The 19,353-nt window shown below is 44.1% G+C and carries 30 protein-coding genes and 2 tRNA genes; 30 read left to right on the top strand and 2 right to left on the bottom strand.

What is annotated here, in order from left to right; translation table 11 throughout:
* Positions 1-176: 176 nt before the first annotated feature.
* The 27 genes from NST85_RS29095 (at position 177) to NST85_RS28965 (ending at position 16,277) form a co-directional block, all read left to right on the top strand.
* The gene (locus tag NST85_RS29095; RefSeq protein ID WP_341191219.1) at positions 177-512 is read left to right on the top strand and encodes a helix-turn-helix domain-containing protein; all 336 of its coding nucleotides are present in this window, start codon (positions 177-179) and stop codon (positions 510-512) included.
* On the top strand, positions 509-1,354 hold the full coding sequence (locus NST85_RS29090) for a hypothetical protein (protein ID WP_341191218.1): 846 nt from the start codon (positions 509-511) through the stop codon (positions 1,352-1,354). Before NST85_RS29095 ends, NST85_RS29090 begins: the two co-directional genes overlap by 4 nt.
* Positions 1,351-1,641 (top strand): helix-turn-helix domain-containing protein, encoded by a 291-nt coding sequence (locus NST85_RS29085; RefSeq protein ID WP_341191217.1) that lies wholly within the window; start codon positions 1,351-1,353, stop codon positions 1,639-1,641. The genes NST85_RS29090 and NST85_RS29085 overlap by 4 nt, the downstream gene beginning before the upstream one ends.
* Complete coding sequence (locus NST85_RS29080; RefSeq protein WP_341191216.1) at positions 1,634-1,795, top strand: hypothetical protein; 162 nt, start codon at positions 1,634-1,636, stop codon at positions 1,793-1,795. Before NST85_RS29085 ends, NST85_RS29080 begins: the two co-directional genes overlap by 8 nt.
* On the top strand, positions 1,776-2,081 hold the full coding sequence (locus NST85_RS29075) for a hypothetical protein (protein WP_341191215.1): 306 nt from the start codon (positions 1,776-1,778) through the stop codon (positions 2,079-2,081). The genes NST85_RS29080 and NST85_RS29075 overlap by 20 nt, the downstream gene beginning before the upstream one ends.
* Positions 2,065-2,193: a hypothetical protein gene (locus NST85_RS29070; protein WP_341191214.1), complete on the top strand. Its 129-nt coding sequence runs from the start codon at positions 2,065-2,067 to the stop codon at positions 2,191-2,193. Before NST85_RS29075 ends, NST85_RS29070 begins: the two co-directional genes overlap by 17 nt.
* A 230-nt stretch (positions 2,194-2,423) precedes the next feature.
* Complete coding sequence (locus NST85_RS29065; RefSeq protein WP_341191213.1) at positions 2,424-2,708, top strand: AbrB/MazE/SpoVT family DNA-binding domain-containing protein; 285 nt, start codon at positions 2,424-2,426, stop codon at positions 2,706-2,708.
* Positions 2,695-3,606, top strand: coding sequence for a DUF7666 domain-containing protein (locus NST85_RS29060; RefSeq protein ID WP_445671195.1), 912 nt, complete (start codon positions 2,695-2,697; stop codon positions 3,604-3,606). The genes NST85_RS29065 and NST85_RS29060 overlap by 14 nt, the downstream gene beginning before the upstream one ends.
* Positions 3,607-3,648: 42 nt before the next feature.
* Complete coding sequence (locus tag NST85_RS29055; RefSeq protein ID WP_341191211.1) at positions 3,649-4,020, top strand: replication terminator protein; 372 nt, start codon at positions 3,649-3,651, stop codon at positions 4,018-4,020.
* Positions 4,021-4,051: 31 nt separating this feature from the next.
* Positions 4,052-4,762: a hypothetical protein gene (locus NST85_RS29050; protein WP_341191210.1), complete on the top strand. Its 711-nt coding sequence runs from the start codon at positions 4,052-4,054 to the stop codon at positions 4,760-4,762.
* A gap of 58 nt (positions 4,763-4,820) precedes the next feature.
* Positions 4,821-6,131, top strand: coding sequence for an AAA family ATPase (locus NST85_RS29045; protein WP_341191209.1), 1,311 nt, complete (start codon positions 4,821-4,823; stop codon positions 6,129-6,131).
* Complete coding sequence (locus NST85_RS29040) at positions 6,131-7,216, top strand: ATP-binding protein (RefSeq protein WP_341191208.1); 1,086 nt, start codon at positions 6,131-6,133, stop codon at positions 7,214-7,216. The genes NST85_RS29045 and NST85_RS29040 overlap by 1 nt, the downstream gene beginning before the upstream one ends.
* Before the next feature lie 25 nt (positions 7,217-7,241).
* Positions 7,242-7,775 (top strand): hypothetical protein, encoded by a 534-nt coding sequence (locus tag NST85_RS29035; RefSeq protein WP_341191207.1) that lies wholly within the window; start codon positions 7,242-7,244, stop codon positions 7,773-7,775.
* A 15-nt stretch (positions 7,776-7,790) separates the two neighbouring features.
* Entirely contained in the window at positions 7,791-9,371 is a 1,581-nt protein-coding gene (locus tag NST85_RS29030) for a DEAD/DEAH box helicase (protein WP_341191206.1), read from the top strand.
* A gap of 30 nt (positions 9,372-9,401) precedes the next feature.
* Entirely contained in the window at positions 9,402-9,629 is a 228-nt protein-coding gene (locus NST85_RS29025) for a hypothetical protein (RefSeq protein ID WP_341191205.1), read from the top strand.
* A 32-nt stretch (positions 9,630-9,661) separates the two neighbouring features.
* Complete coding sequence (locus NST85_RS29020; protein ID WP_341191204.1) at positions 9,662-10,048, top strand: beta-sandwich lipoprotein; 387 nt, start codon at positions 9,662-9,664, stop codon at positions 10,046-10,048.
* Positions 10,049-10,194: 146 nt separating this feature from the next.
* The gene (locus NST85_RS29015) at positions 10,195-12,381 is read left to right on the top strand and encodes an AAA family ATPase (protein WP_445671194.1); all 2,187 of its coding nucleotides are present in this window, start codon (positions 10,195-10,197) and stop codon (positions 12,379-12,381) included.
* Between the two features lie 288 nt (positions 12,382-12,669).
* Positions 12,670-12,918 carry a hypothetical protein gene (locus NST85_RS29010; RefSeq protein ID WP_341191202.1) on the top strand — a complete coding sequence of 83 codons (249 nt, stop codon included), beginning with the start codon at positions 12,670-12,672 and terminating at the stop codon, positions 12,916-12,918.
* Positions 12,908-13,306: a RusA family crossover junction endodeoxyribonuclease gene (locus NST85_RS29005; RefSeq protein WP_341191201.1), complete on the top strand. Its 399-nt coding sequence runs from the start codon at positions 12,908-12,910 to the stop codon at positions 13,304-13,306. Before NST85_RS29010 ends, NST85_RS29005 begins: the two co-directional genes overlap by 11 nt.
* Positions 13,307-13,308: 2 nt before the next feature.
* A complete protein-coding gene (locus NST85_RS29000; RefSeq protein ID WP_341191200.1) occupies positions 13,309-13,533 on the top strand; it encodes a hypothetical protein in 225 nt (74 codons plus the stop codon).
* Positions 13,530-13,679 carry a hypothetical protein gene (locus tag NST85_RS28995; protein ID WP_341191199.1) on the top strand — a complete coding sequence of 50 codons (150 nt, stop codon included), beginning with the start codon at positions 13,530-13,532 and terminating at the stop codon, positions 13,677-13,679. The genes NST85_RS29000 and NST85_RS28995 overlap by 4 nt, the downstream gene beginning before the upstream one ends.
* A 5-nt stretch (positions 13,680-13,684) precedes the next feature.
* Positions 13,685-14,797, top strand: a complete 1,113-nt coding sequence (locus NST85_RS28990) for a sigma-70 family RNA polymerase sigma factor (protein ID WP_341191198.1) — start codon at positions 13,685-13,687, stop codon at positions 14,795-14,797.
* 120 nt (positions 14,798-14,917) lie between these two features.
* A complete protein-coding gene (locus NST85_RS28985; RefSeq protein ID WP_341191197.1) occupies positions 14,918-15,106 on the top strand; it encodes a hypothetical protein in 189 nt (62 codons plus the stop codon).
* The gene (locus NST85_RS28980) at positions 15,081-15,749 is read left to right on the top strand and encodes an RNA polymerase subunit sigma-24 (RefSeq protein ID WP_341191196.1); all 669 of its coding nucleotides are present in this window, start codon (positions 15,081-15,083) and stop codon (positions 15,747-15,749) included. The genes NST85_RS28985 and NST85_RS28980 overlap by 26 nt, the downstream gene beginning before the upstream one ends.
* A gap of 72 nt (positions 15,750-15,821) precedes the next feature.
* A tRNA-OTHER gene (locus NST85_RS28975) sits at positions 15,822-15,903 on the top strand.
* Between the two features lie 9 nt (positions 15,904-15,912).
* A tRNA-Pro gene (locus NST85_RS28970) sits at positions 15,913-15,988 on the top strand.
* Between the two features lie 82 nt (positions 15,989-16,070).
* On the top strand, positions 16,071-16,277 hold the full coding sequence (locus tag NST85_RS28965) for an Acb2/Tad1 domain-containing protein (protein WP_341191195.1): 207 nt from the start codon (positions 16,071-16,073) through the stop codon (positions 16,275-16,277).
* A 66-nt stretch (positions 16,278-16,343) separates the two neighbouring features.
* Here NST85_RS28965 and NST85_RS29425 read toward each other — a convergent pair whose 3' ends face one another.
* Both NST85_RS29425 and NST85_RS28960 read right to left on the bottom strand, forming a co-directional pair.
* Positions 16,344-16,478 carry a zinc ribbon-containing protein gene (locus NST85_RS29425; RefSeq protein ID WP_445671193.1) on the bottom strand — a complete coding sequence of 45 codons (135 nt, stop codon included), beginning with the start codon at positions 16,476-16,478 and terminating at the stop codon, positions 16,344-16,346.
* Positions 16,479-16,517: 39 nt separating this feature from the next.
* Positions 16,518-16,700: a hypothetical protein gene (locus NST85_RS28960; RefSeq protein WP_341191194.1), complete on the bottom strand. Its 183-nt coding sequence runs from the start codon at positions 16,698-16,700 to the stop codon at positions 16,518-16,520.
* A gap of 96 nt (positions 16,701-16,796) precedes the next feature.
* Between NST85_RS28960 and NST85_RS28955 the strand changes: the two genes are divergently transcribed.
* The 3 genes from NST85_RS28955 (at position 16,797) to terL (ending at position 19,320) form a co-directional block, all read left to right on the top strand.
* The gene (locus NST85_RS28955) at positions 16,797-17,108 is read left to right on the top strand and encodes a hypothetical protein (protein ID WP_341191193.1); all 312 of its coding nucleotides are present in this window, start codon (positions 16,797-16,799) and stop codon (positions 17,106-17,108) included.
* 234 nt (positions 17,109-17,342) lie between these two features.
* Positions 17,343-17,933 (top strand): terminase small subunit, encoded by a 591-nt coding sequence (locus NST85_RS28950; RefSeq protein ID WP_341191192.1) that lies wholly within the window; start codon positions 17,343-17,345, stop codon positions 17,931-17,933.
* Entirely contained in the window at positions 17,926-19,320 is a 1,395-nt protein-coding gene (gene terL / locus NST85_RS28945) for a phage terminase large subunit (protein WP_341191191.1), read from the top strand. Before NST85_RS28950 ends, terL begins: the two co-directional genes overlap by 8 nt.
* The last annotated feature ends 33 nt before the right edge of the window (positions 19,321-19,353 follow it).

The raw sequence follows: 19,353 nt of genomic DNA, 5'->3' as shown, positions 1-19,353 counted from the left end.
CTTAATAAAAGACAAAAAAGGCAATAAAAGACCAGAGGGTATATCACCCATTGAAAAATCGTTCCCCAACGACGTTTATTTTGTTGTGCCTTCTTTACTGATAATAGATTATTTTCAGTCGAGTGTCAATAATTAAGCTGTATATTTTTCAATATTCTAGAAGGGAGTAGTAATATATGGCAATAGTCGAGAATCTAAAAGCACTCTGTAAACAACATAGTATATCTATCCCTAAGTTAGAAGATGAACTGGGTTTTGGACGCGGTTCGATCTACAACTGGGACACAAACAATCCAGGTATTGATAAAGTCCTAAAAGTAGCTCGACGTTTTGGGGTTTCAATTGAATTCCTGTTACAGGGTTACGAACGACGCGAATCCTTCACTTCTGAATCTCTACTCAAGATTGCAAAAGAAAATGGTTCTAGTATCGGCAGAGTATTAACTGTATTAGATGAAGCAAAGTTAATTATTTTGGGAGAACCTATTGTCGGAAGTGAGGTAACCAAATGAGCAAGAGTGATGCTTTATTAAAAAGTGTTTCACTTCGCGAATCGCATATCGACCGGGCAAATGTTCTAGAGAAGGTAAAAAAACTCATTCTGCTTCCGGGTGATATGAATGCAAGCATTGAACAAGTTTCTGAATATTACGGAGTTACAAGAAAAACAATCGATAGCTTAATCTTTGACAACCGAGACGAGTTGGAGAGTGATGGACTGAGGGTTTTGACTGGTGATGAACTGTTCTCCTTCAAGGAGATGGCAATTATTAGCAAAATGGCTCGTTCATTTACCGTAATCCCGCGCCGTGCAATCCTTCGAATCGGCATGCTGCTACGAGATAGCGTAGTCGCTCGAGCTGTGCGCGTCAATCTGCTAAATACAGAAGAGGCATCTTCTCAACAACCTATTATTGAATCTGAATTACTCCATTTTAAAAAAGAAGCGTACATGGTAGAAGTGGCAGCCAATGTTCTGCGCCTTCCAGAGAGCGGGCGATTAAAGCTGCTAGGTGATTTTATTAAGCAGCACGGTCTAGCGCTACCGCTACCAGGATATGCAGACGAACCTATTACCGAATCTGCAACAGAGCTGCTAAAGAAGCACGGGGTTGGCATTCAGACTAAGGCGTTTAATATGTTACTTCTGAATCGCAGGATATTGGAGGAGAAAGAACGCCCTTCCAGTAGAAGCGGAACTAAAACGTACAAATCTCTGACCGATACGGGACTGGAGTATGAGAAAAACATTATCAGCCCTAATAACCCTAGAGAAACAGCACCGCATTACTATCCAAATAGATTCCCTGAGTTGCTTGACCTTGTGGGGTTAACCGAAAGGGTTGCGACATGACGACCGCTCAATCTACTAGGGTTTTACAGACAGTGCTGGACATGCTCGATACGCCAGATCGTCAGTTTGTGATTCAACAGCTCAACAAAGATTATGGGTTTCAGGATACTGTGCCGAGAGTCTATTCAGATAAGGAGCTTGCAGAGCGGTATGAAGTTAATATCCGCACAGCTCGTAAGTGGATCGTCAACGGCAAAATTAAAGGGTTTCAGAATGACGGTCGCTGGTACACCAGGGCAGATTGGATTGATGATTACGAACGTGAGCAGGTATCAACCCATGAGTAAAGTAACCAATCTGCAGTCATTTTCTACTGTACTAATCCGGAATGTGATTCCAGCATCCACTTTGGACAAGCAGTATGGAGTAGGACATGAGTTAGGTGCTAATAAAGTGATCGCGGGGCAGGAGGAAAATCATAATGGCAATTATCAAAACTGAGAAATCGACTCAACTAGAATTTGGATACGGCGATATTGATGTATGTCCGGCTCTATTGATTAGTGCGGATGTTGTAGGTGCGGTGTGCTTCTTTCAACGTGATCATCAGAATCCAATTGGATCCCACACTGATCATGATCCTAACCTACTAATTTCCGCCGAAAATACACCAGTAAGAATGACCTTTGAAAAAGTAGAGTCAATCGATGTCGTGATCTGGGCTTTGGAAGAGACAAAGAAAATGATGATAGCGGAGGAGGAAGGTAAGGATGCCAATCCCCGATGAATTGCTAGACTACCTAGCTGATCGTTACCATCGTTCCTGCATTGATTCTGCTAGATTTCCATTTGTTGTCTGGGCATCAATCCAAGTCGAGAAAATGGGCTACTTAGCTTGAGAGGGGGTGAGGGATTTGGGACGCAAGCAACGTTTAAGAGTCTGTTGTAATTTATTGCAGATGGCGAACACGGCAGTATCTGAACAATTGAGGAAATGTTACGGAGATCAGTACCTTAATACGATTTCGAGATTAAATGAAAAACAGCCTATCACGGCTCCTAACCCGTAATAAGCTGCACAATCAAAACATTCTAAGGTCAGTGTAACACTGACAGAAGGGGAAAATCAATGAAAAGTACTGGCATTGTTCGTCGTATTGACGATTTGGGCCGTGTGGTCATTCCGAAAGAGATTCGTCGCACGCTGGGAGTTAAGGAAGGCGATCCGTTAGAGATCTTCGTGGAAGGCGACAAGATCATTCTTAAAAAGTATCAACCTGGATGCCATATTTGCAGCAGTGTAGAGGACAAGCTCCATCCGTTCTATGGGCATCAAATCTGCGATAAATGCGTGGAGCAAGTAGCTAAATATAGCGACAAGATCAAGGAGGGCTTAGCGAATGTCAAAAATTAATACTGAAAAAGGTTTCAAAGTTTTCAATTCGGATTGGACTTGCCGCTCGTTTCAATACAAAGTCGGTAAAACATATACACACGAAGGCCATATGGGCCTATGTAGCGCAGGTTTTCACTTCTGCAAAAACCTGAAAGATTGCTTCGAATACTATTCTTTTAATCCGGAAAACAAGGTAGCTGAAATTGAAGTGCTTGGAGAGGTTGAACACGGCGACGATAAATCGGTAACCAACAAGATTCGTATTATTCGTGAGCTTACATGGCATGAGGTCCTTGACTTGGTAAACCTAGGGCGTGGAAATACCGGCTTATCAAACAGTGGTGACAGCAACAGTGGTCACTACAACAGTGGTAACCGCAACAGTGGTCACTACAACAGTGGTAACTACAACAGTGGTAACCGCAACAGTGGTCACTACAACAGTGGTAACCGCAACAGTGGTAACCGCAACAGTGGTCACTACAACAGTGGTAACCGCAACAGTGGTCACTACAACAGTGGTGACAGCAACAGTGGTCATTACAACAGTGGTGACAGCAACAGTGGTCACTACAACAGTGGTAACCGCAACAGTGGTAACCGCAACAGTGGTCACTACAACAGTGGTGATTTTAATTCATGCAATTATTCTTCTGGAGTTTTTTGCTCCGTTGAACCAGAGTTCCTTCTATTCAATAAACCCAGCTCGATTTCACGCGATGAATTTAGATGTAGTGAGGCTGGATACATTAGCCGCAGACTTCGTGTCACCGATGATGAGGGAAACCCGATTGATTACAAACAGGCATGGTCTCGTTTGTGGGAGTCACTTTCCAACTCAGAAAAGATCACTGTTCAATCTATCCCAAATTTCGATGCTGATGTGTTCGAGGAAATTACCGGGATTCGCGTTTAGTAATTCCTTTATTCATAAATCTATCAAATAGGAGGTTATCTCATGAGCAAAAGCATTGAAATTAAATTAGAATCACTCGCCGATGGTAGCATTTCTGAACGCTTCAAACAGGAGCTGGCGAAGGTCTTGGTCAATATCGCTGATCCTAACACGGAGGCTAAGACAACTCGTAAAATTACGATCTCGTTAACCATTAAGCCGAATGAAAACCGCGAAACAGCTGAGGTATCAATCAGTGCCACAAGTACACTAGCACCGGCTAAGGAAGTTCTGACCACTATCATTATGGATCGTGATAATGACGGCAAGCCAGCAGCTGCAGAATTGAAGTCAGGGCAACGCGGTCAGACCTACATTGATAATGAAGGTGACGTAGCCGACGACACAGGCCACAAAATCAAACGTATCTATTAATCCAAAACCAAAATAATAGGAGGAATTATCAATGTTTAATCGTGATGCATTGGAATATTTATCTGAGCAAGGTCAACCGGAAGTCATTGAAGTGAATGGGCAACAATACTCAACTCACCAACTTTACAAGGTATTGGAACCAACTCCGGCAGCTCTTGTTGTTCGCAACCTATCGGGACTGGTGGATTACTTGAAATCTGAGTTCGATAAAGAAGCTCCATTGCTTGTACACGTAGTCTCGCCAACTCAGGTTACTGTCGTTTCTTATTATAACAATGACTATGCGCGGCGTGAAATCATCAAAGCCGAAGCGCTGTTGCCAGAATTCAGGTTTGGAAGTTACTACGATGCAGAGAGCTTTAACATCAAATTGCAATCTGTTTTCGTGGAAAACGAGGATCGCACGAAGCTATTGAAGGTTGTCGGCAATATCAAGGAAGAGGCTGTACGTCAAGTTGGAGACGACGGTGTTTCTCAATCGGTTGTAGCCAAGACGGGCGTTGCTACGGTTGAAGATGTAAAAGTTCCTAATCCTGTACTATTAGCTCCATATCGGACATTTATTGATGTGAATCAACCTGAATCTGCATTCGTGTTCCGTATGCAAAACGGACCTTCTGCAGCGCTGTTTGAGGCTGATGGAGGAGCATGGAGAAATATTGCGATTGATGCTGTTTCAACATATTTGGCAGAAGAATTGTCGGAGTTGATCGAAGCCAATAAAGTCGTTGTTATCGCTTAAATATAATTTATGAATCGGGCGGCCATAGCGCCGCCTTTCATATAAAAGGAGAATCGGCATGATCAAAATTAACAAGTTAGAAATCGAGAATGTCAAACGGGTAAAAGCCGTGAAAATAGAGCCGACAACATCCGGACTAACAATAGTCGGTGGCAAGAACAAACAAGGTAAAACTAGCGTTCTGGACGCTATTGCATGGGGGCTAGGTGGTAATAAATATCGCCCTTCCCAAGCAGAACGTGAAGGATCGGTAGTACCACCTTTTCTGAGTATTACCCTTTCCAATGGGCTAGTGGTCGAACGTAAAGGCAAGAACAGCGACCTTAAGGTTATCGATCCGAATGGAGTAAAAGGTGGGCAGCAGCTCCTTGATAGTTTCGTGGAAGAACTGGCTATTAACCTTCCTAAGTTTATGAACTCTTCTGCTAAGGAGAAAGCAAACATCCTTCTTCAAATCATTGGAGTAGGTAACCAACTTCACGAATTGGAAGTCAAGGAGCAGGAGGTTTACAACCGTCGCCATACCATTGGGCAGATTGCGGATCAAAAGCAGAAGTATGCCAAAGAACAAGCCTATTTTACGGATGCGCCAAAGGAGCCTATCTCTGCTTCAGACTTGATCAAGCAGCAGCAAGAGATACTTGTACGAAACGGTGAGAATCAACGGAAAAGGCAGCGAGTCGAGCAAATAAAAGTAGAATACACAGCAGCAATTAGTGAGTTCCAACGACTTGAAACTTTATTGAACGAGGCAAAGAATAAGCTTGCAACACTCACTAAAGACCTGACTATTGCACAAACAGATGCCATCGACCTACACGACGAATCAACATCCGAACTTGAAGCTAACATTCGCCAAATCGATGAGATAAACCGTAAGGTACGGGCGAATCTGGACAAGGACAAGGCTGAAACAGACGCCAGTGATTACCGAGTGCAATACGACCAGTTAACTACTGAAATCAATACGGTTCGCCAGCAAAAAACTGACCTGCTGACTAATGCCAATCTTCCATTACCAGGCTTATCTGTTGCAGACGGTGAGTTGATTTACGAGGGTCAGCAATGGGATAACATGAGCGGATCGGATCAATTGATAGTAGCCACAGCCATTGTTCGTAAGCTTAAGCCAGATTGCGGATTTATCTTGCTGGATAAGCTGGAGCAAATGGATATTGATTCACTGAATGAGTTTGGTCAATGGCTTGAACAGGAAGGTCTGCAGGCTATCGCAACTCGAGTAAGTACTGGCGAGGAATGCAGCATCATCATTGAAGACGGCTATGTAGCAGGACAAGAAGGCATTCAATTACAACAACCACCAGGAGAAATAGATCCAGGGCCAACATGGAAAGCGGGTGAATTTTGATGCAAGTCATCAGTGGGAAATTGAAAAAAGCGCAGAAAGGCGTCTTTTATGGTCCTGAGGGGATTGGAAAAAGTACTTTAGCTACACAGTTACCTTCTCCTATTTTTATCGACACGGAAGGATCAACCTCAAACTTGGAAGTGGATCGTTTACCTAAACCAAGCAGTTGGACAATGCTGCTTGAGCAAGTCGAATGGGTAAGAAAATCAGGAAAATATAAGTCGTTAATTATTGATACTGTCGACTGGGCCGAGCGTCTTGCTATTGATTTTGTAACTAGTAGATCGAATAAACAAAGTATTACTAATTTTGGTTATGGTGAAGGATTTATTCAACTCGAAGAAGAGTTCGGTAAATTCTTAAATAAGTTGTCAGATTTAGTTGAGATCGGCATTAATGTTGTACTCACAGCGCATGCAAAGATTACAAAATTTGAACAACCAGACGAAATGGGAGCTTACGATCGTTATGAATTAAAGCTTGGAAATAAAACTACTGCTAAAACAGCCGCTTTAGCAAAGGAATGGGCTGATATGGTCCTCTTCATCAATTACAAGACATTCAGTGTCGCTGCTGATGCTAAAGGTACCAAGCATAAGGGGCAAGGCGGTGTTCGTACAGTTTACGCTACACATCATCCTGCATGGGATGCGAAAAACCGTCATGGTCTGCCGGACGAGTTCCCGTTGGACTATGCCCAAATAGCTCATATTTTTAATAGTTCAACACCTGCAGTTCCAGTAACAACGACAACATCAGCAACATCGATTACGCCACCACCGGTAGAAACAAGCCCACAACCGCAGTCTCAGACGGAGCCAACACAGCAGCCTGTACAACAACAGTTAGCAGCTCAGACGAGTCAGCAACTTGATCCTAACATTCCTGCATCATTACGTGATTTGATGATGCAACATCAAGTCACCGAGAAAGATATCCAAATTGTCGTTAGCCAAAAGGGCTACTATCCAATGGATACGCCGATCACTAATTACGATTCAGGCTTTATCAATGGGGTGCTCGTTGGGGCCTGGACACAAGTGCATAAGATGATTCAAGATTTCAAAGCTAATCTGCCATTTTAAATAACTAACATTGGAGGAATTATACATGAATCAGAATAACGAAAGAGAACTTGGTTGGGACGATGAGATTCAAAAGGATGGTGGAGAGTTTATTGTCCTCCCTGCAGGTGACTACAATTTTACGGTCATGAAGTTTGAACGTGGACGGTTTGCTGGCAGTGAGAAGATGCCGGCTTGTAATCAAGCGAAATTGGAAATCGCAGTTCACTCACCTGAACAGGGTGATGTTACTGTATTTCATACTTTATTACTCCATACGAAAACAGAAGGATTCCTTTCAAGCTTTTTCGCTGGAATCGGACAAAAGAAAAAAGGCGAAAAACTTCGTATGAATTGGAATGCTGTTGTTGGAGCGAAAGGTAAATTGAAGTTAAAAATTAATAAATTTACTGGTCGAGATGGCGTAGAGCGTACAAATAATGAAGTGCAAACTTTTTATGCTGCTGATGAACAGCCGGCAGGACAGTCGCCACAGTATCAACAACCCTCAAATCAACAAGCACCGTTCCCAACTTCTCCTCCACCACAAGGCGGCGGTTTTGTTCCGGGACAGTTTTAGGAGGCTGCAATGGCCATGGAACTTAGACCATACCAACAGGAATCGCGTGATTCGATTCAGACAGAGTGGGAAAAGGGCGTCCAACGGACGCTCCTGGTTCTCCCGACTGGCTGCGGCAAGACTATTGTATTCAGTAAGGTAATCGAGGATCGGGTAAGGCTAGGCGAGCGTGTGCTCGTCCTAGCCCATCGAAGTGAACTACTTGATCAGGCTTCCGACAAGTTGGAGAAATCGACAGGGCTGAAAACGGCGACGGAGAAGGCAGACCAGACATCCATAGGCAGTTGGTTCCGGGTGGTAGTTGGTAGCGTGCAGACGATGATGCGTGAAAAGCGATTACAACAGTTTGATAAGGACTTTTTTGACACCATCATTATTGATGAGGCGCACCACTGCTTGTCGGATAGTTATCAGCGGGTATTGGAGTATTTTGAAGAAGCTAATGTATTGGGAGTAACTGCCACACCGGACAGGGGTGATATGCGAAATCTGGGTTCCTATTTTGAGAGCCTGGCTTATGAATACACGCTGCCCAAAGCAATTAAAGAAGGATTCCTGAGCCCGATCAAGGCAATGACAATACCGCTAAAGCTTGATCTTTCCGCAGTAAGTCAGCAGGCAGGTGATTTCAAATCTAGCGATTTAGGTACCGCATTGGATCCTTACTTGGAATCAATAGCTGCTGAAATGTGGAGAGTTGCCCAGGATCGAAAGATAGTCGTTTTCCTACCACTGGTTAAGACAAGTCAGAAATTCACGAATCTATTAAATCAAGTTGGATTTAAAGCTGCAGAGGTAAATGGGGAGTCACAGGATCGGGCGGAAGTATTGGCCGACTTTGACGCTGGCAAGTACAACGTCCTTTGTAATTCAATGTTACTCACAGAAGGATGGGATTGCCCAAGTGTGGATTGTGTCGTTGTTTTGCGTCCTACTAAAGTTCGCAGCTTATATAGTCAGATGGTCGGGCGAGGTACCCGATTGTTTCCCGGAAAAACTGAATTATTATTGCTAGATTTCTTATGGCATACCGAGCGGCATGAACTTTGCCATCCTGCTCATTTGATTGCTGAGAATGAGGAAGTTGCCCAAGCCATGACAAAGCAGATTGAGGAAGCCGGAATACCTCTGGATCTGGAAGCCGTGGAGAAAACAGCTACTGAGGATGTTGTCTCCGCCCGTGAAGAAGCGCTGGCGAAGCAACTTGAGGAAATGAAGCGCCGTAAGCGTGCTCTTGTTGATCCATTGCAATTCGAAATGAGTATTCAGGCTGAGGACTTATCTAGTTATGTCCCTTCATTTGGTTGGGAAATGGCACCGCCGTCCGATGCACAAGTCAAGACTTTGGAAAAGTTGGGTATTCTGCCTGAACAAATTGACAATGCCGGCAAGGCTTCAAAATTGCTTGAAAGGCTGGATAAACGTCGGGCTGAGGGATTAACTACGCCTAAGCAGATTCGTCAATTAGAGAATCGAGGTTTTCAGCACGTTGGGACATGGCCTTTTGAAGCAGCACGGAAGCTAATTGATCGTATAGCAGCTAATGGCTGGAAAACACCATCTGACATTAATCCTACAGAATATCGTTGGGAGTAGTAGACACGTTTAGGTAAGGAGGCAGGACAATTGAAAAAATATGAGTGCATTAAAGGATTTAGCCTTGATAAATGTGACGGTGACGGTTTCACTGTCAAAGAAAATGGCGTATTAATCTCACCAGGTGGGATCTGGATTGATCAAGTAGAAGAATTTAGGCTTGTTGGTGGAGAGGTGCGGTTGGAAACTGAAGACGGAAGTGTATGGATTGAAATTCCGATGGACATGGTTACGGTGTTTTTCAAGGAGATTAGTTAAAGACACAAAGAGCGAAAGAAGGAGTGTATAACATGAAGAAGATTTCACTTTTACTAATCCTACTAATTTTGGCAATCAGCTTAACCGCTTGTACTGATGCTGATATTGCATCGAGTAACTTATCCAAAGCCGCTGATAATTTTGAGATCGATAGACGAATTGTTTTTTACAATGGAATCACAGATAGTTACATGTTGACCATTGAGGGTCGTTGTTCACTTGGTAATCAAGATGACCGATCTACACAAGTAACAGTGACATGTAAGACAGGAGATAATCAATATAAAAAGCATTTTTTAGGTCTATCTGATAATGTGACCTACTTTGCGGAGCAGTTGGAGCCTGTAAATGTTAGCACTTATCATTACCGAGTTACGTTTAAACCGCAATCTATCGTACCTGATGTCGACATAAGATGACGAAATTAAGGATTCGATTGCTGCATAGTTCGAAAAATTAAGCGTAACAAGGGGGAACGAGCGTGGAACATAAACTGGATTTGGTTGCCCTGCTTGGTCATGTCGATCCGTCTTATCTAAGTTATCAAGAATGGGTCAACGTAGGCATGGCCTTAAAATACGAAGGATATACAGCCAGTGATTGGGATGATTGGAGTAAAGGGGATGGAGGTCGTTATCATCCCGGTGAATGCTTCAAAAAATGGACGACATTCGAGGGTTCCGGTTCTCCAGTAACAGGCGCTACTATCACGCAAATGGCTAAAGACAATGGTTGGATGCCACGTTCAATGTACGATCGTGATGACCACCATGAACTGGGTTGGGATGACGAAATTGCCGGTGAATACGTTGTGGTCGATAAGAACTGGATTGAAGGCAAGGAAATCCATGAACCTACTTTATGGAATCCCGTTCAGCAGCTAACCACATACCTTAGTACGTTGTTTGAAGCGTCGGAGCAAGTTGGATATGTCACCGATACCTGGCAGAACGATGAAGGAAAATATCTACCCACCAAGGGTGCATGGGATCGTACTGCAGGCGAATTGATTCAATTGCTTAATCAATGTAACGGTGACATAGGCTCTGTTTTGGGTGATTATGATCCGGCTGCTGGGGCGTGGATACGTTTCAACCCATTAGACGGAAAAGGTGTAAAAAACGAAAATGTCAGCGAATTTCGGTATGCTTTGGTCGAATCAGACACTATGGACATTGAAAAGCAAAATGCAATCATGCGTGAGTTGGAGTTGCCGATCGCTGTAATGGTCTATAGCGGTGGGAAGAGTATCCACGCCATTGTCAAGGTCGATGCATCCAGCTATGACGAGTATCGCAAGCGTGTGGATTACCTATATAACGTCTGCAAAAAGAATGGGTTATCAGTCGATAATCAAAACAGAAATCCTTCTAGGCTTTCACGTATGCCGGGGATCGAGCGCAACGGTAAGAAGCAATTCATCGTGGATACTGGTATCGGTAAGGCGAGTTGGACAGAGTGGCACGAATGGATTGAGGGAGTCAATGACGATCTTCCCGATCCGGAGAGCTTGGCAGACTATTGGGACAACATGCCGCCATTATCCCCTCCATTGATTCATGGGGTATTAAGACAAGGCCATAAAATGCTGATGGCTGGCCCATCTAAAGCTGGTAAGTCATTTGCATTAATTGAACTTTCTATTGCAATAGCCGAAGGAGATAAATGGTTAGGATGGCAGTGTGCCCAAGGCAGAGTATTATATGTCAATTTGGAATTACAAGCAGCTAGCGCCTTGAACCGTTTCAAAGAGGTATATCAGGCCTTGGGTTTGCCGCCGCAAAACATCAGTAATATCGACATATGGAACCTACGTGGTAAGACAGTTCCAATGGACAAGCTAGCTCCTAAATTGATCCGACGATCGGCAAAGAAAAATTATATTGCAGTTATTATTGATCCTATTTATAAAGTCTTAACCGGTGATGAGAACAGCGCCGATCAGATGGCCCACTTCACGAACCAATTTGACAAAGTGGCAACGGAGCTGGGCGCAAGTGTTATCTATTGTCACCACCACTCTAAAGGTTCACAAGGTGGGAAAAAGTCAATGGATAGAGCCAGTGGCAGCGGGGTATTTGCCCGCGATCCAGACGCTTTGATTGACTTGGTGGAATTGGATATAACGGAAGCTTTGAGGAATCAGGAAGAAAACAAGGCGATTTGTGCCATGTATCAGCAGCTCTTTGAAAAATTCAATCCGGTATACCTGCAGGAACATGTTTCTCAGGATGATCAGCTAAGTGCTAAGGCGATGGAGGACCACGCCAAACGAGCTATACCACAGGTCATGACGAATATCATGCCGGAAATCGAACGAGTCATTAAGAGCGTCAATATACGTTCAGCATGGCGCGTGGAAGGTACGCTTCGGGAATATCCGAAGTTTGAACCGGTGAACATGTGGTTCCAGTATCCGATCCACAAGGTCGATGACGTTGGCAGCCTGAAGGACATTGATCCAGAAGGTGAATCACAGCCGCCTTGGCAGAAGGCGACAGGCAAGCGTAAGGAGAGAGCCAAGGAGGAGCGCCGGAGCAAGGCAGATGAGTTCGTAGACGCCGTCGCTAATTGCAACATGGGTGAACCCCCAACAGTGAAAGATCTGCAAGAGTGGTTTTCTTCTACGGGAAAGGAAGTTTCTGATCGGACCGTTAGAAGTTGGGTAACAAAATTTGGTTTCAGGATTGATCGAAACAACGGAAATGTCGTCATTAAATCCGATGATGACAACGGCAACAACCATGATTAATGCCGATTGATTTTCTTGCCGATCAACGGCAACCATCATAAAAACATGGTCTATACCGTACGGCAATGATCATGGTCAATGTACATCGTGCCGAACGGCATCAACCATAATTTCATGGTGCTTGCCGATGCCCTTATATATACACGTGATTGTATGTATAAACTTAATGACTAATCTACTAAGGTAACCGGTAGGGAGAGAGAAGGTCGCCGCCACTGATTCGCGGCGCCCCCTTCCTCCCACCGCCTTAGCGGTTGCGCAAGAGGAAAAAGAAAAAGAGAAAAGAGGATGAAAAAAGTGGGGAAAAAATATTGGGAAGTTGAAACACCGGAAACAATCGAATTCGGAAATAACTTCATGCGCTGTTACGACAAAGCCGGTAAACTCCAATTCGGAATAAAATTAAACGGGAACTTTATCGTCAAATTTGTTATCGATCGGAAAGAGTTGTTTTCCAGCGAAGAAGCTCCGGGGTATCTCCGTCAAATGGTAAGTGACTGGGAAGAAATGATTGAGGAACAGCACAATGACGACTGAATTCTTCATGCCAATGAAAAAGGTGCCGACAGTCACACATCAGCAAAAGAAGGTGTCAGTCGTTAATAATAAGCCTGTGTTTTATGAGCCTGATGAATTAAAAGCTGCTAGAGCAAAGCTGATGGCCCATCTAGGACAACATACGCCAGATCGAAAATATAACAAAGCAGTTAGGCTTATGGTGAAGTGGTGCTTCCCGATTGCTGGGAAACATCAAGACGGAGAATATAAAGCCACGAAGCCTGATACAGACAACCTGCAAAAGCTGCTAAAGGATTGCATGACAGATTGTGGTTACTGGAAAGACGATGCTTTAGTCGCTTCAGAAATCGTGGAGAAGTTCTGGGCAGCACTTCCAGGAATCTATATCAAGATTGAGGAGTTGTAGCCATGGACTATGGAGCGTTCTTTGCGGACGTGCAGGCGTGGATCGGCCAGGTTAATCAGGCAGCTATGCAATACGGCATGGACAAACCAGAGTTTTGGCAATGGGTTGCTGACTCTTCCGGTGCATTATGCAAGAAGTATCAGGACAACAGGCTAGCGATTAAACAGATGATGATGATGACCGAATGGCTGGAAGAGGTCTATGAGAAGCAGGTGAAGCCTAAATGAACTGGAAACAGGCGTCTGATTCAGAGTTGTTGCAGATCATCTATCATGAGTCAGGTGTGACGTTATCTTTGATTCAGCAGGCAGCGGAAGAATATAGCCGGAGGCATGGGCGAAAAGCGAAATGGTGGAGGATGGAAGGGAGGTAGACCCTTTGAATATTGGTTATAACCCTCATCTTGGTTATGAAGTTGATGTGATACGAGATTACGAGAAAATGGTGTGTTCTGTAGCTAATAAATACCGCAGCAGTCTTAACGCCGGAATCGATTACGAGGATTTGATCTCAGTCGGAACCATTGGATTGATAAAAGCATTTCGCAATTATGATCCTGATCGTTTTAACGGCAAGGTTACTTCGTTTTCAACATATGCCTTCCCTATGATTAAGTGGAGTATCCAGCTATTTTTAAGAGAAAAGCGTTACTCCGTTCGGGTTCCGCGCTCCATTCAAGATAAATTGACAACGATTCTGAAGCAGGGATGGGAGCAAGGAACGGCTGAGTATATTTCAAAAATGAGTGGTTGGAGTATTTCGGAAGTTGAAGAAGCGAAACAATTTTTAGAGGGATGGTCAGTTGCTTCGCTAGATCAGACTGTGTCTGTTTCCAGTAAGAATGTGGATGAAGTGGCTTTGTTAAATTTAATTCCGAGTACGGATGATTTCAGCGGAGTTGACGTTCAAGAGTTTATATCATATCTCAGCCATATAGAAAAGACGGTTCTGCTTTTGCGAATAGAGGGGATTACGCAAAGCGACATTGCTGGAAAGGTAAGACTTTCACAAGTTCAAGTAAGTCGAATACTCCTGCGGATCGGGGACAAATATTTAAAATTCCAATCAGGAAATTTGAAAAAAGAAACGGAGGAAATAATTATGAGTAGACCAAGAAAGGTAGATGCAATAGTTCCGGAAAACAACAGTATTGAATGGTTTGTCGATGAAGGGGTTCCAACCAATCCCACTGTAGGCATAAATGCTCAAGGTATTCATTTGAATCGTAGGGCTGCACATGCGATAGGGTGTAAAGCTGGTCAGTGCTTACAGATTGGCTTTGATTCAACAGGGAATAAATTGCTTATACGAGTTGGGAATAATGGTATGCAACTCCGTGAAATAAGCGGTGATAAAAATGGCAGCTTACGTTTGGTTAATAAACGATTGGCATCGTGGCTTAATCAAAAGAAAGTCCCAACTCGACGTTATAACATTCATTCTGATCAGAGTGCAGGCTGTCACTACATCCTCTTAGATCATTATGCATAAAGCCGATCCGTACTTTCAAGACATCCCTTGGGACTTGGTATATGACGAAAACGGTAAGCTGGTGGGAGAGGTTTATATACTCCTACCAGAACCGCCACCAAAGAAGTGAGGTGAAGAGAGATGAGCAGACAAAGTACGCAGGATGAGATCCGTAAGAGCATTCTTGAACTGAGTCAGATATATTCAGACCTATCACCAGAGCGTTTCTCAGTTCGGTACAGCAAACGATACGGGATTCCAGCAGCCACAGTTATGCAAGTGTTACGGGAAGGAGGCTGTTTACGTGACGAACGAACAACAAGTAGTTGAGCAGTTGACAGGATATGGTGACTTAATTGGACGCATACAAGTGTTGTCTACTTACAACATTGGTGCTGGAATCACCGTGAGTAGACTTAACGAGGACGACCAGTTACAAGCTTTACATCGTGAACTGAGAGGTCTACCTAGCTACATGTATCTCACCGGATACGAACAAAAGCTAGAACAAGCAGCCAGCGCTTACCTTACCCGACTACCGGCAGGGGTTAAGGCTCAGAAACGGGCCGTGCCCGTAAATGTGGCAGATGAAGAGGACAGAAAGATGCTTCAAGATGTCCGAAGTAAGATTCAAAAGGTGATTGCGGCTAGAGGATACGATTTGAGAGACGACATTGACGTAGTACTGGATCGACTTACCGAGTTACAGGACCTTCAAACCGAACAGGCACAAATAGATGGGATTCTGGAAGTGATGTCTGAGCAGCATGGACATTATGCAAACCTGTTAAGGCTTCACTACATCAGGGGATTGACTTGGGATAAGACCATAGTCCAAATGGATATATCCAAGAGTGTGTTTTATCGTTGGCGTCCTTTAGCGGTAAAGAAATACGCCATATTAGCAGGGTGGGAAAAAGTAGGGAAAATAACGGGAACAAAAAGGGAACAAAAGCTAAAATCCACATGTTAAAATGATACTGTGGGATAGATGTATAGGGGCAGTTGATTACATGTAGTAGTGTGCTTACTGCCCCTGATTTATATCGATGTAGCTCAACGGTAGAGCACGGAGGCGGCCGCAAGAACAGACTCCGAGGCATCAGGTTCAATTCCTGACGTCGATATTCCATTAACCGGATGTGGGGAAGCTTGGTCGTTCCCGCTTGACTTGGAATCAAGAGGTCGCAGGTTCAAATCCTGCCGTTCGGATTATTCGCTAACCTTTCCCTCCCCCTTCTAGCCGACATCTTAACGGGTGTCGGTATTTTTATTTTGAAAGTGAGTGATTCATATGTCAAATCCACAAATTGAGAACAACTTTACTTATCACGCACCGAAATCTGGGCAGCCTGAAATCTATACCGAGATCAGAGAGAAAGCCAAGGAGTTAGCGATCCTGATTGACGAGCATGTGCCAAAAAGTCGTGAGCAAGCACTAGCTTTGACTAACTTGGAGCAAGCGGTATTCTGGGCTAATGCCGGAGTAGCACGAAACTAAGCATCCTGAACAGATGTCGGTATTTTATTACAGTAAAAAAGCAGCCTGCGGAGGCTGCTTAGTGGTTTATGGAGTATATTCAGTTTCAGAACATTTTGGGCAAGGTGGCAGTCTATCAGAGTTGTCATCAAGATACACAACTGTATTACAATTATTGCAAGTGTAAGAACCAGCTCCTGGTTTTTCGCCTGTAGTGGACATATATTTTCACCTCCAGATTTAAGTCGAACAACTATCGGCTTATTTTTTGTGTATAGTTTTGTCTACTGGAACCCAAGTATTACCTGGCTTACTCGTAGGCGGCAGGGGTTTGTTTTCAATACCTGTAATTTCTGTTTTTCCTACGATGCCGCCGCGAGGACCACCTTCTCTAAACTGAGCAGAATCTGGTGGTTTCTGTCCGGGTCTATATCTCTCAACCATGTCTTTTCACCCCCTTCTATGTACCTATCTTCTAATACGAGAATATAGTGAGAGAGTTTCATAAATATTACCAATATGGAAGGAGAGAGAGACGTAATGTTGAAGCAGGTGAAAATAGGATATTTGAAGTATCAAGTAGTTGAAGTTGAGAGCGTGAATAAGTTCGAGCCCCGAAAGGGTGAGATCGATCTATACCAAAGGCAGATTCGAATCGATAAGGATATGACTGATCAAGACAAGAGAGAGACATTGTTGCATGAGATAATCCATGGACTTGATGAGTTCATAGGGATTGATTTAGAAGAGTCTCAGGTTAGAAAGTTAGGGGCAGGGTTAGCAACGGTATTTGAAGATAATCCAGAATTACTAAGCACTAGTTTAAGTTCTTTTTTTTTCTATTTTACATAAAGGAGCTGATGGCATGTGAAATTCGTTCGAGCGCGAGATGTTGTTGGATGGAACATGTCAGTCAGTATGATATTCGGAAAGAGTCCTAAATTTGATATTAAGTGTGGTAAGTGTAGCAGGTGGTTTTCAAAACGGTTTGATCTTGATGATTTTCCAGATCCAGTTACAAGATGTCCTATTTGTAAGACATATAACGAGTTTCCGCTTAAGTATTCATGAAAGGAGCTGATTGTGATGGCATTGACACCCAAACAGAAAACATTCGTGCAAGAGTACCTGGTTGACCTCAATGCCACACAGGCAGCAATAAGGGCAGGATACAGCGTTAAAACAGCCGAAGCCATAGGGCACGAGAACCTGAGAAAACCTAAGATTGCAGAAGCCATCGAGAAGGCCATGGACAAGCGATCGGAACGTACTGAAATTACAGCGGATCGGGTGCTGCAGGAGTTAGCAAAGATCGGGTTTGCTAACATATCCGACTACTTAAAAGTGAATACGGCTGAGAGGGTAGTTGAATACAAGGAGCAAACAGACGAAGAGGGTAACAAGACACATACGCCTATATTCGATTTTGTTCAAGCTGTTGAACTGTTTGATACCGACAACATAGCGCGCAGTAAACTTGACGCAGTTGCCGAGATCAAGCAGACAAAAGACGGAGTAGCATTAAAGCTTCATGACAAGGTATCTGCTTTGGAAAAGATGGGGCGCCACTTAGGGATGTTCAAGGACAAGGTGGAGCACAGTGGCTCTGTAGACGTCAATAATCCATATAAGGACCTTACTGCCGAACAATTACGGGAGTTGATTAGCGATGGTTGATATAGAGGTTATCAAGCGTGGCGCACGGATCGAGTTAGCAAGGCGTGAGTTCTTCTATTTCTGCCAGGCAATGGCTCCAGATTTCTACAAAAATGATCGTCAATTTTTGATCGATCTTTGTAACGAAATGCAAGACTTCTACGAGTCTGACGATGATATCTTGATTGTCAATGAGCCCCCTCGGCACGGTAAATCCAGAACAGCTTCTATGCTAGCGCAGTGGATATTCGGTAAGAATCAGCAGGAAAAGGTCATGACAGGCTCATACAACGAGACTCTATCAACGACATTCTCTAAAGCGGTTCGTAACGGGATCAGCACCATTAAGGCGGATCCAAATGTGATCGTCTATAGCGATATTTTCCCGCAAGTGAAGATCCAGCGCGGAGACGGTGCTATGAACCTATGGAGCTTGGAGGGTGGCTATAACAACTACCTGGCTACATCTCCTACGGGTACGGCTACTGGCTTTGGTGCAACGATCCTGATGATTGATGACCTTATCAAATCAGCCCTTGAAGCGAATAACGCCGATGTGTTAGAGAAGCATTGGGACTGGTTCACTAATACGATGCTTTCCCGTCTTGAAGAGGGTGGCAAGATCATCATTATCATGACCCGTTGGGCTTCTGGTGATCTTGCAGGGAGAGCTTTAGAACACTTTGCCCAGGAGAAGAAGAAGGTCCGGCTGCTGACCATGAAGGCGCTGCAGGATGATGGCACAATGCTTTGTGATGAGATCCTATCCCGTGAATCCTATGACATGAAGGTTAGGGCAATGGGTGAGGACATAGCAGCGGCTAACTATCAGCAGGAACCAATCGATATTAAGGGTAAACTGTACAGTAGCTTCAAGACTTACGAGAAGGTTCCCGCCGATGCTAATGGCGAACCACTGTTTACAGGCATTTACTCTTATTGTGACTCTGCCGATCAGGGCGATGATTACCTGTGCAATATCATCTGGGGCGTGTATCTGCGCGAAGCCTATGTCCTGGATATCATATACACCAAACAACCGATGGAGATTACGGAGCCAGCCACAGCGCAGGCTCTTTTTGATTTTCAGGTAAATAAAGAGCGCATTGAATCTAATAGCGGCGGTCGATCCTTTGCGCGGAATGTAAAGAGGATCCTGGAAACCGAGCTTAAGAGTAATCGTACTGATGTGAGCTGGTTCCATCAATCCAAAAACAAAGTGGCCCGTATCACATCAAATGCAACGTGGGTCATGCAGCATATCTATTATCCGGTTAACTGGCGTGATAGATGGCCTGATTACTACAAGGCTATGACGAGCTACCAACGTGAGGGCAAGAATGCTCATGATGATGCTCCAGATGCTACAACGGGTGTAGCGGAAACGATGTACATGTTGGGAGGTTAGAGAGTGGGGTGGATAAAGAATATGGTCATGAAG

It is taken from the genome of Paenibacillus sp. FSL K6-2524 (assembly GCF_038005525.1).
GTDB lineage: Bacteria > Bacillota > Bacilli > Paenibacillales > Paenibacillaceae > Fontibacillus > Fontibacillus anaericanus.
This window is presented reverse-complemented; position numbering and strand designations above follow the sequence as displayed.

Bases quoted from the DNA above. Each gene is read 5' to 3' on its own strand.
- NST85_RS29095 (WP_341191219.1), top strand. From the start codon at position 177: ATGGCAATAGTCGAGAATCTAAAAGCACTCTGTAAACAACATAGTATA.
- NST85_RS29090 (WP_341191218.1), top strand. From the start codon at position 509: ATGAGCAAGAGTGATGCTTTATTAAAAAGTGTTTCACTTCGCGAATCG.
- NST85_RS29085 (WP_341191217.1), top strand. From the start codon at position 1,351: ATGACGACCGCTCAATCTACTAGGGTTTTACAGACAGTGCTGGACATG.
- NST85_RS29080 (WP_341191216.1), top strand. From the start codon at position 1,634: ATGAGTAAAGTAACCAATCTGCAGTCATTTTCTACTGTACTAATCCGG.
- NST85_RS29075 (WP_341191215.1), top strand. From the start codon at position 1,776: ATGGCAATTATCAAAACTGAGAAATCGACTCAACTAGAATTTGGATAC.
- NST85_RS29070 (WP_341191214.1), top strand. From the start codon at position 2,065: ATGCCAATCCCCGATGAATTGCTAGACTACCTAGCTGATCGTTACCAT.
- NST85_RS29065 (WP_341191213.1), top strand. From the start codon at position 2,424: ATGAAAAGTACTGGCATTGTTCGTCGTATTGACGATTTGGGCCGTGTG.
- NST85_RS29060 (WP_445671195.1), top strand. From the start codon at position 2,695: ATGTCAAAAATTAATACTGAAAAAGGTTTCAAAGTTTTCAATTCGGAT.
- NST85_RS29055 (WP_341191211.1), top strand. From the start codon at position 3,649: ATGAGCAAAAGCATTGAAATTAAATTAGAATCACTCGCCGATGGTAGC.
- NST85_RS29050 (WP_341191210.1), top strand. From the start codon at position 4,052: ATGTTTAATCGTGATGCATTGGAATATTTATCTGAGCAAGGTCAACCG.
- NST85_RS29045 (WP_341191209.1), top strand. From the start codon at position 4,821: ATGATCAAAATTAACAAGTTAGAAATCGAGAATGTCAAACGGGTAAAA.
- NST85_RS29040 (WP_341191208.1), top strand. From the start codon at position 6,131: ATGCAAGTCATCAGTGGGAAATTGAAAAAAGCGCAGAAAGGCGTCTTT.
- NST85_RS29035 (WP_341191207.1), top strand. From the start codon at position 7,242: ATGAATCAGAATAACGAAAGAGAACTTGGTTGGGACGATGAGATTCAA.
- NST85_RS29030 (WP_341191206.1), top strand. From the start codon at position 7,791: ATGGAACTTAGACCATACCAACAGGAATCGCGTGATTCGATTCAGACA.
- NST85_RS29020 (WP_341191204.1), top strand. From the start codon at position 9,662: ATGAAGAAGATTTCACTTTTACTAATCCTACTAATTTTGGCAATCAGC.
- NST85_RS29015 (WP_445671194.1), top strand. From the start codon at position 10,195: ATGGCCTTAAAATACGAAGGATATACAGCCAGTGATTGGGATGATTGG.
- NST85_RS29010 (WP_341191202.1), top strand. From the start codon at position 12,670: ATGAAAAAAGTGGGGAAAAAATATTGGGAAGTTGAAACACCGGAAACA.
- NST85_RS29005 (WP_341191201.1), top strand. From the start codon at position 12,908: ATGACGACTGAATTCTTCATGCCAATGAAAAAGGTGCCGACAGTCACA.
- NST85_RS29000 (WP_341191200.1), top strand. From the start codon at position 13,309: ATGGACTATGGAGCGTTCTTTGCGGACGTGCAGGCGTGGATCGGCCAG.
- NST85_RS28995 (WP_341191199.1), top strand. From the start codon at position 13,530: ATGAACTGGAAACAGGCGTCTGATTCAGAGTTGTTGCAGATCATCTAT.
- NST85_RS28985 (WP_341191197.1), top strand. From the start codon at position 14,918: ATGAGCAGACAAAGTACGCAGGATGAGATCCGTAAGAGCATTCTTGAA.
- NST85_RS28965 (WP_341191195.1), top strand. From the start codon at position 16,071: ATGTCAAATCCACAAATTGAGAACAACTTTACTTATCACGCACCGAAA.
- NST85_RS29425 (WP_445671193.1), bottom strand. From the start codon at position 16,478: ATGTCCACTACAGGCGAAAAACCAGGAGCTGGTTCTTACACTTGCAAT.
- NST85_RS28960 (WP_341191194.1), bottom strand. From the start codon at position 16,700: ATGGTTGAGAGATATAGACCCGGACAGAAACCACCAGATTCTGCTCAG.
- NST85_RS28955 (WP_341191193.1), top strand. From the start codon at position 16,797: ATGTTGAAGCAGGTGAAAATAGGATATTTGAAGTATCAAGTAGTTGAA.
- NST85_RS28950 (WP_341191192.1), top strand. From the start codon at position 17,343: ATGGCATTGACACCCAAACAGAAAACATTCGTGCAAGAGTACCTGGTT.
- terL (WP_341191191.1), top strand. From the start codon at position 17,926: ATGGTTGATATAGAGGTTATCAAGCGTGGCGCACGGATCGAGTTAGCA.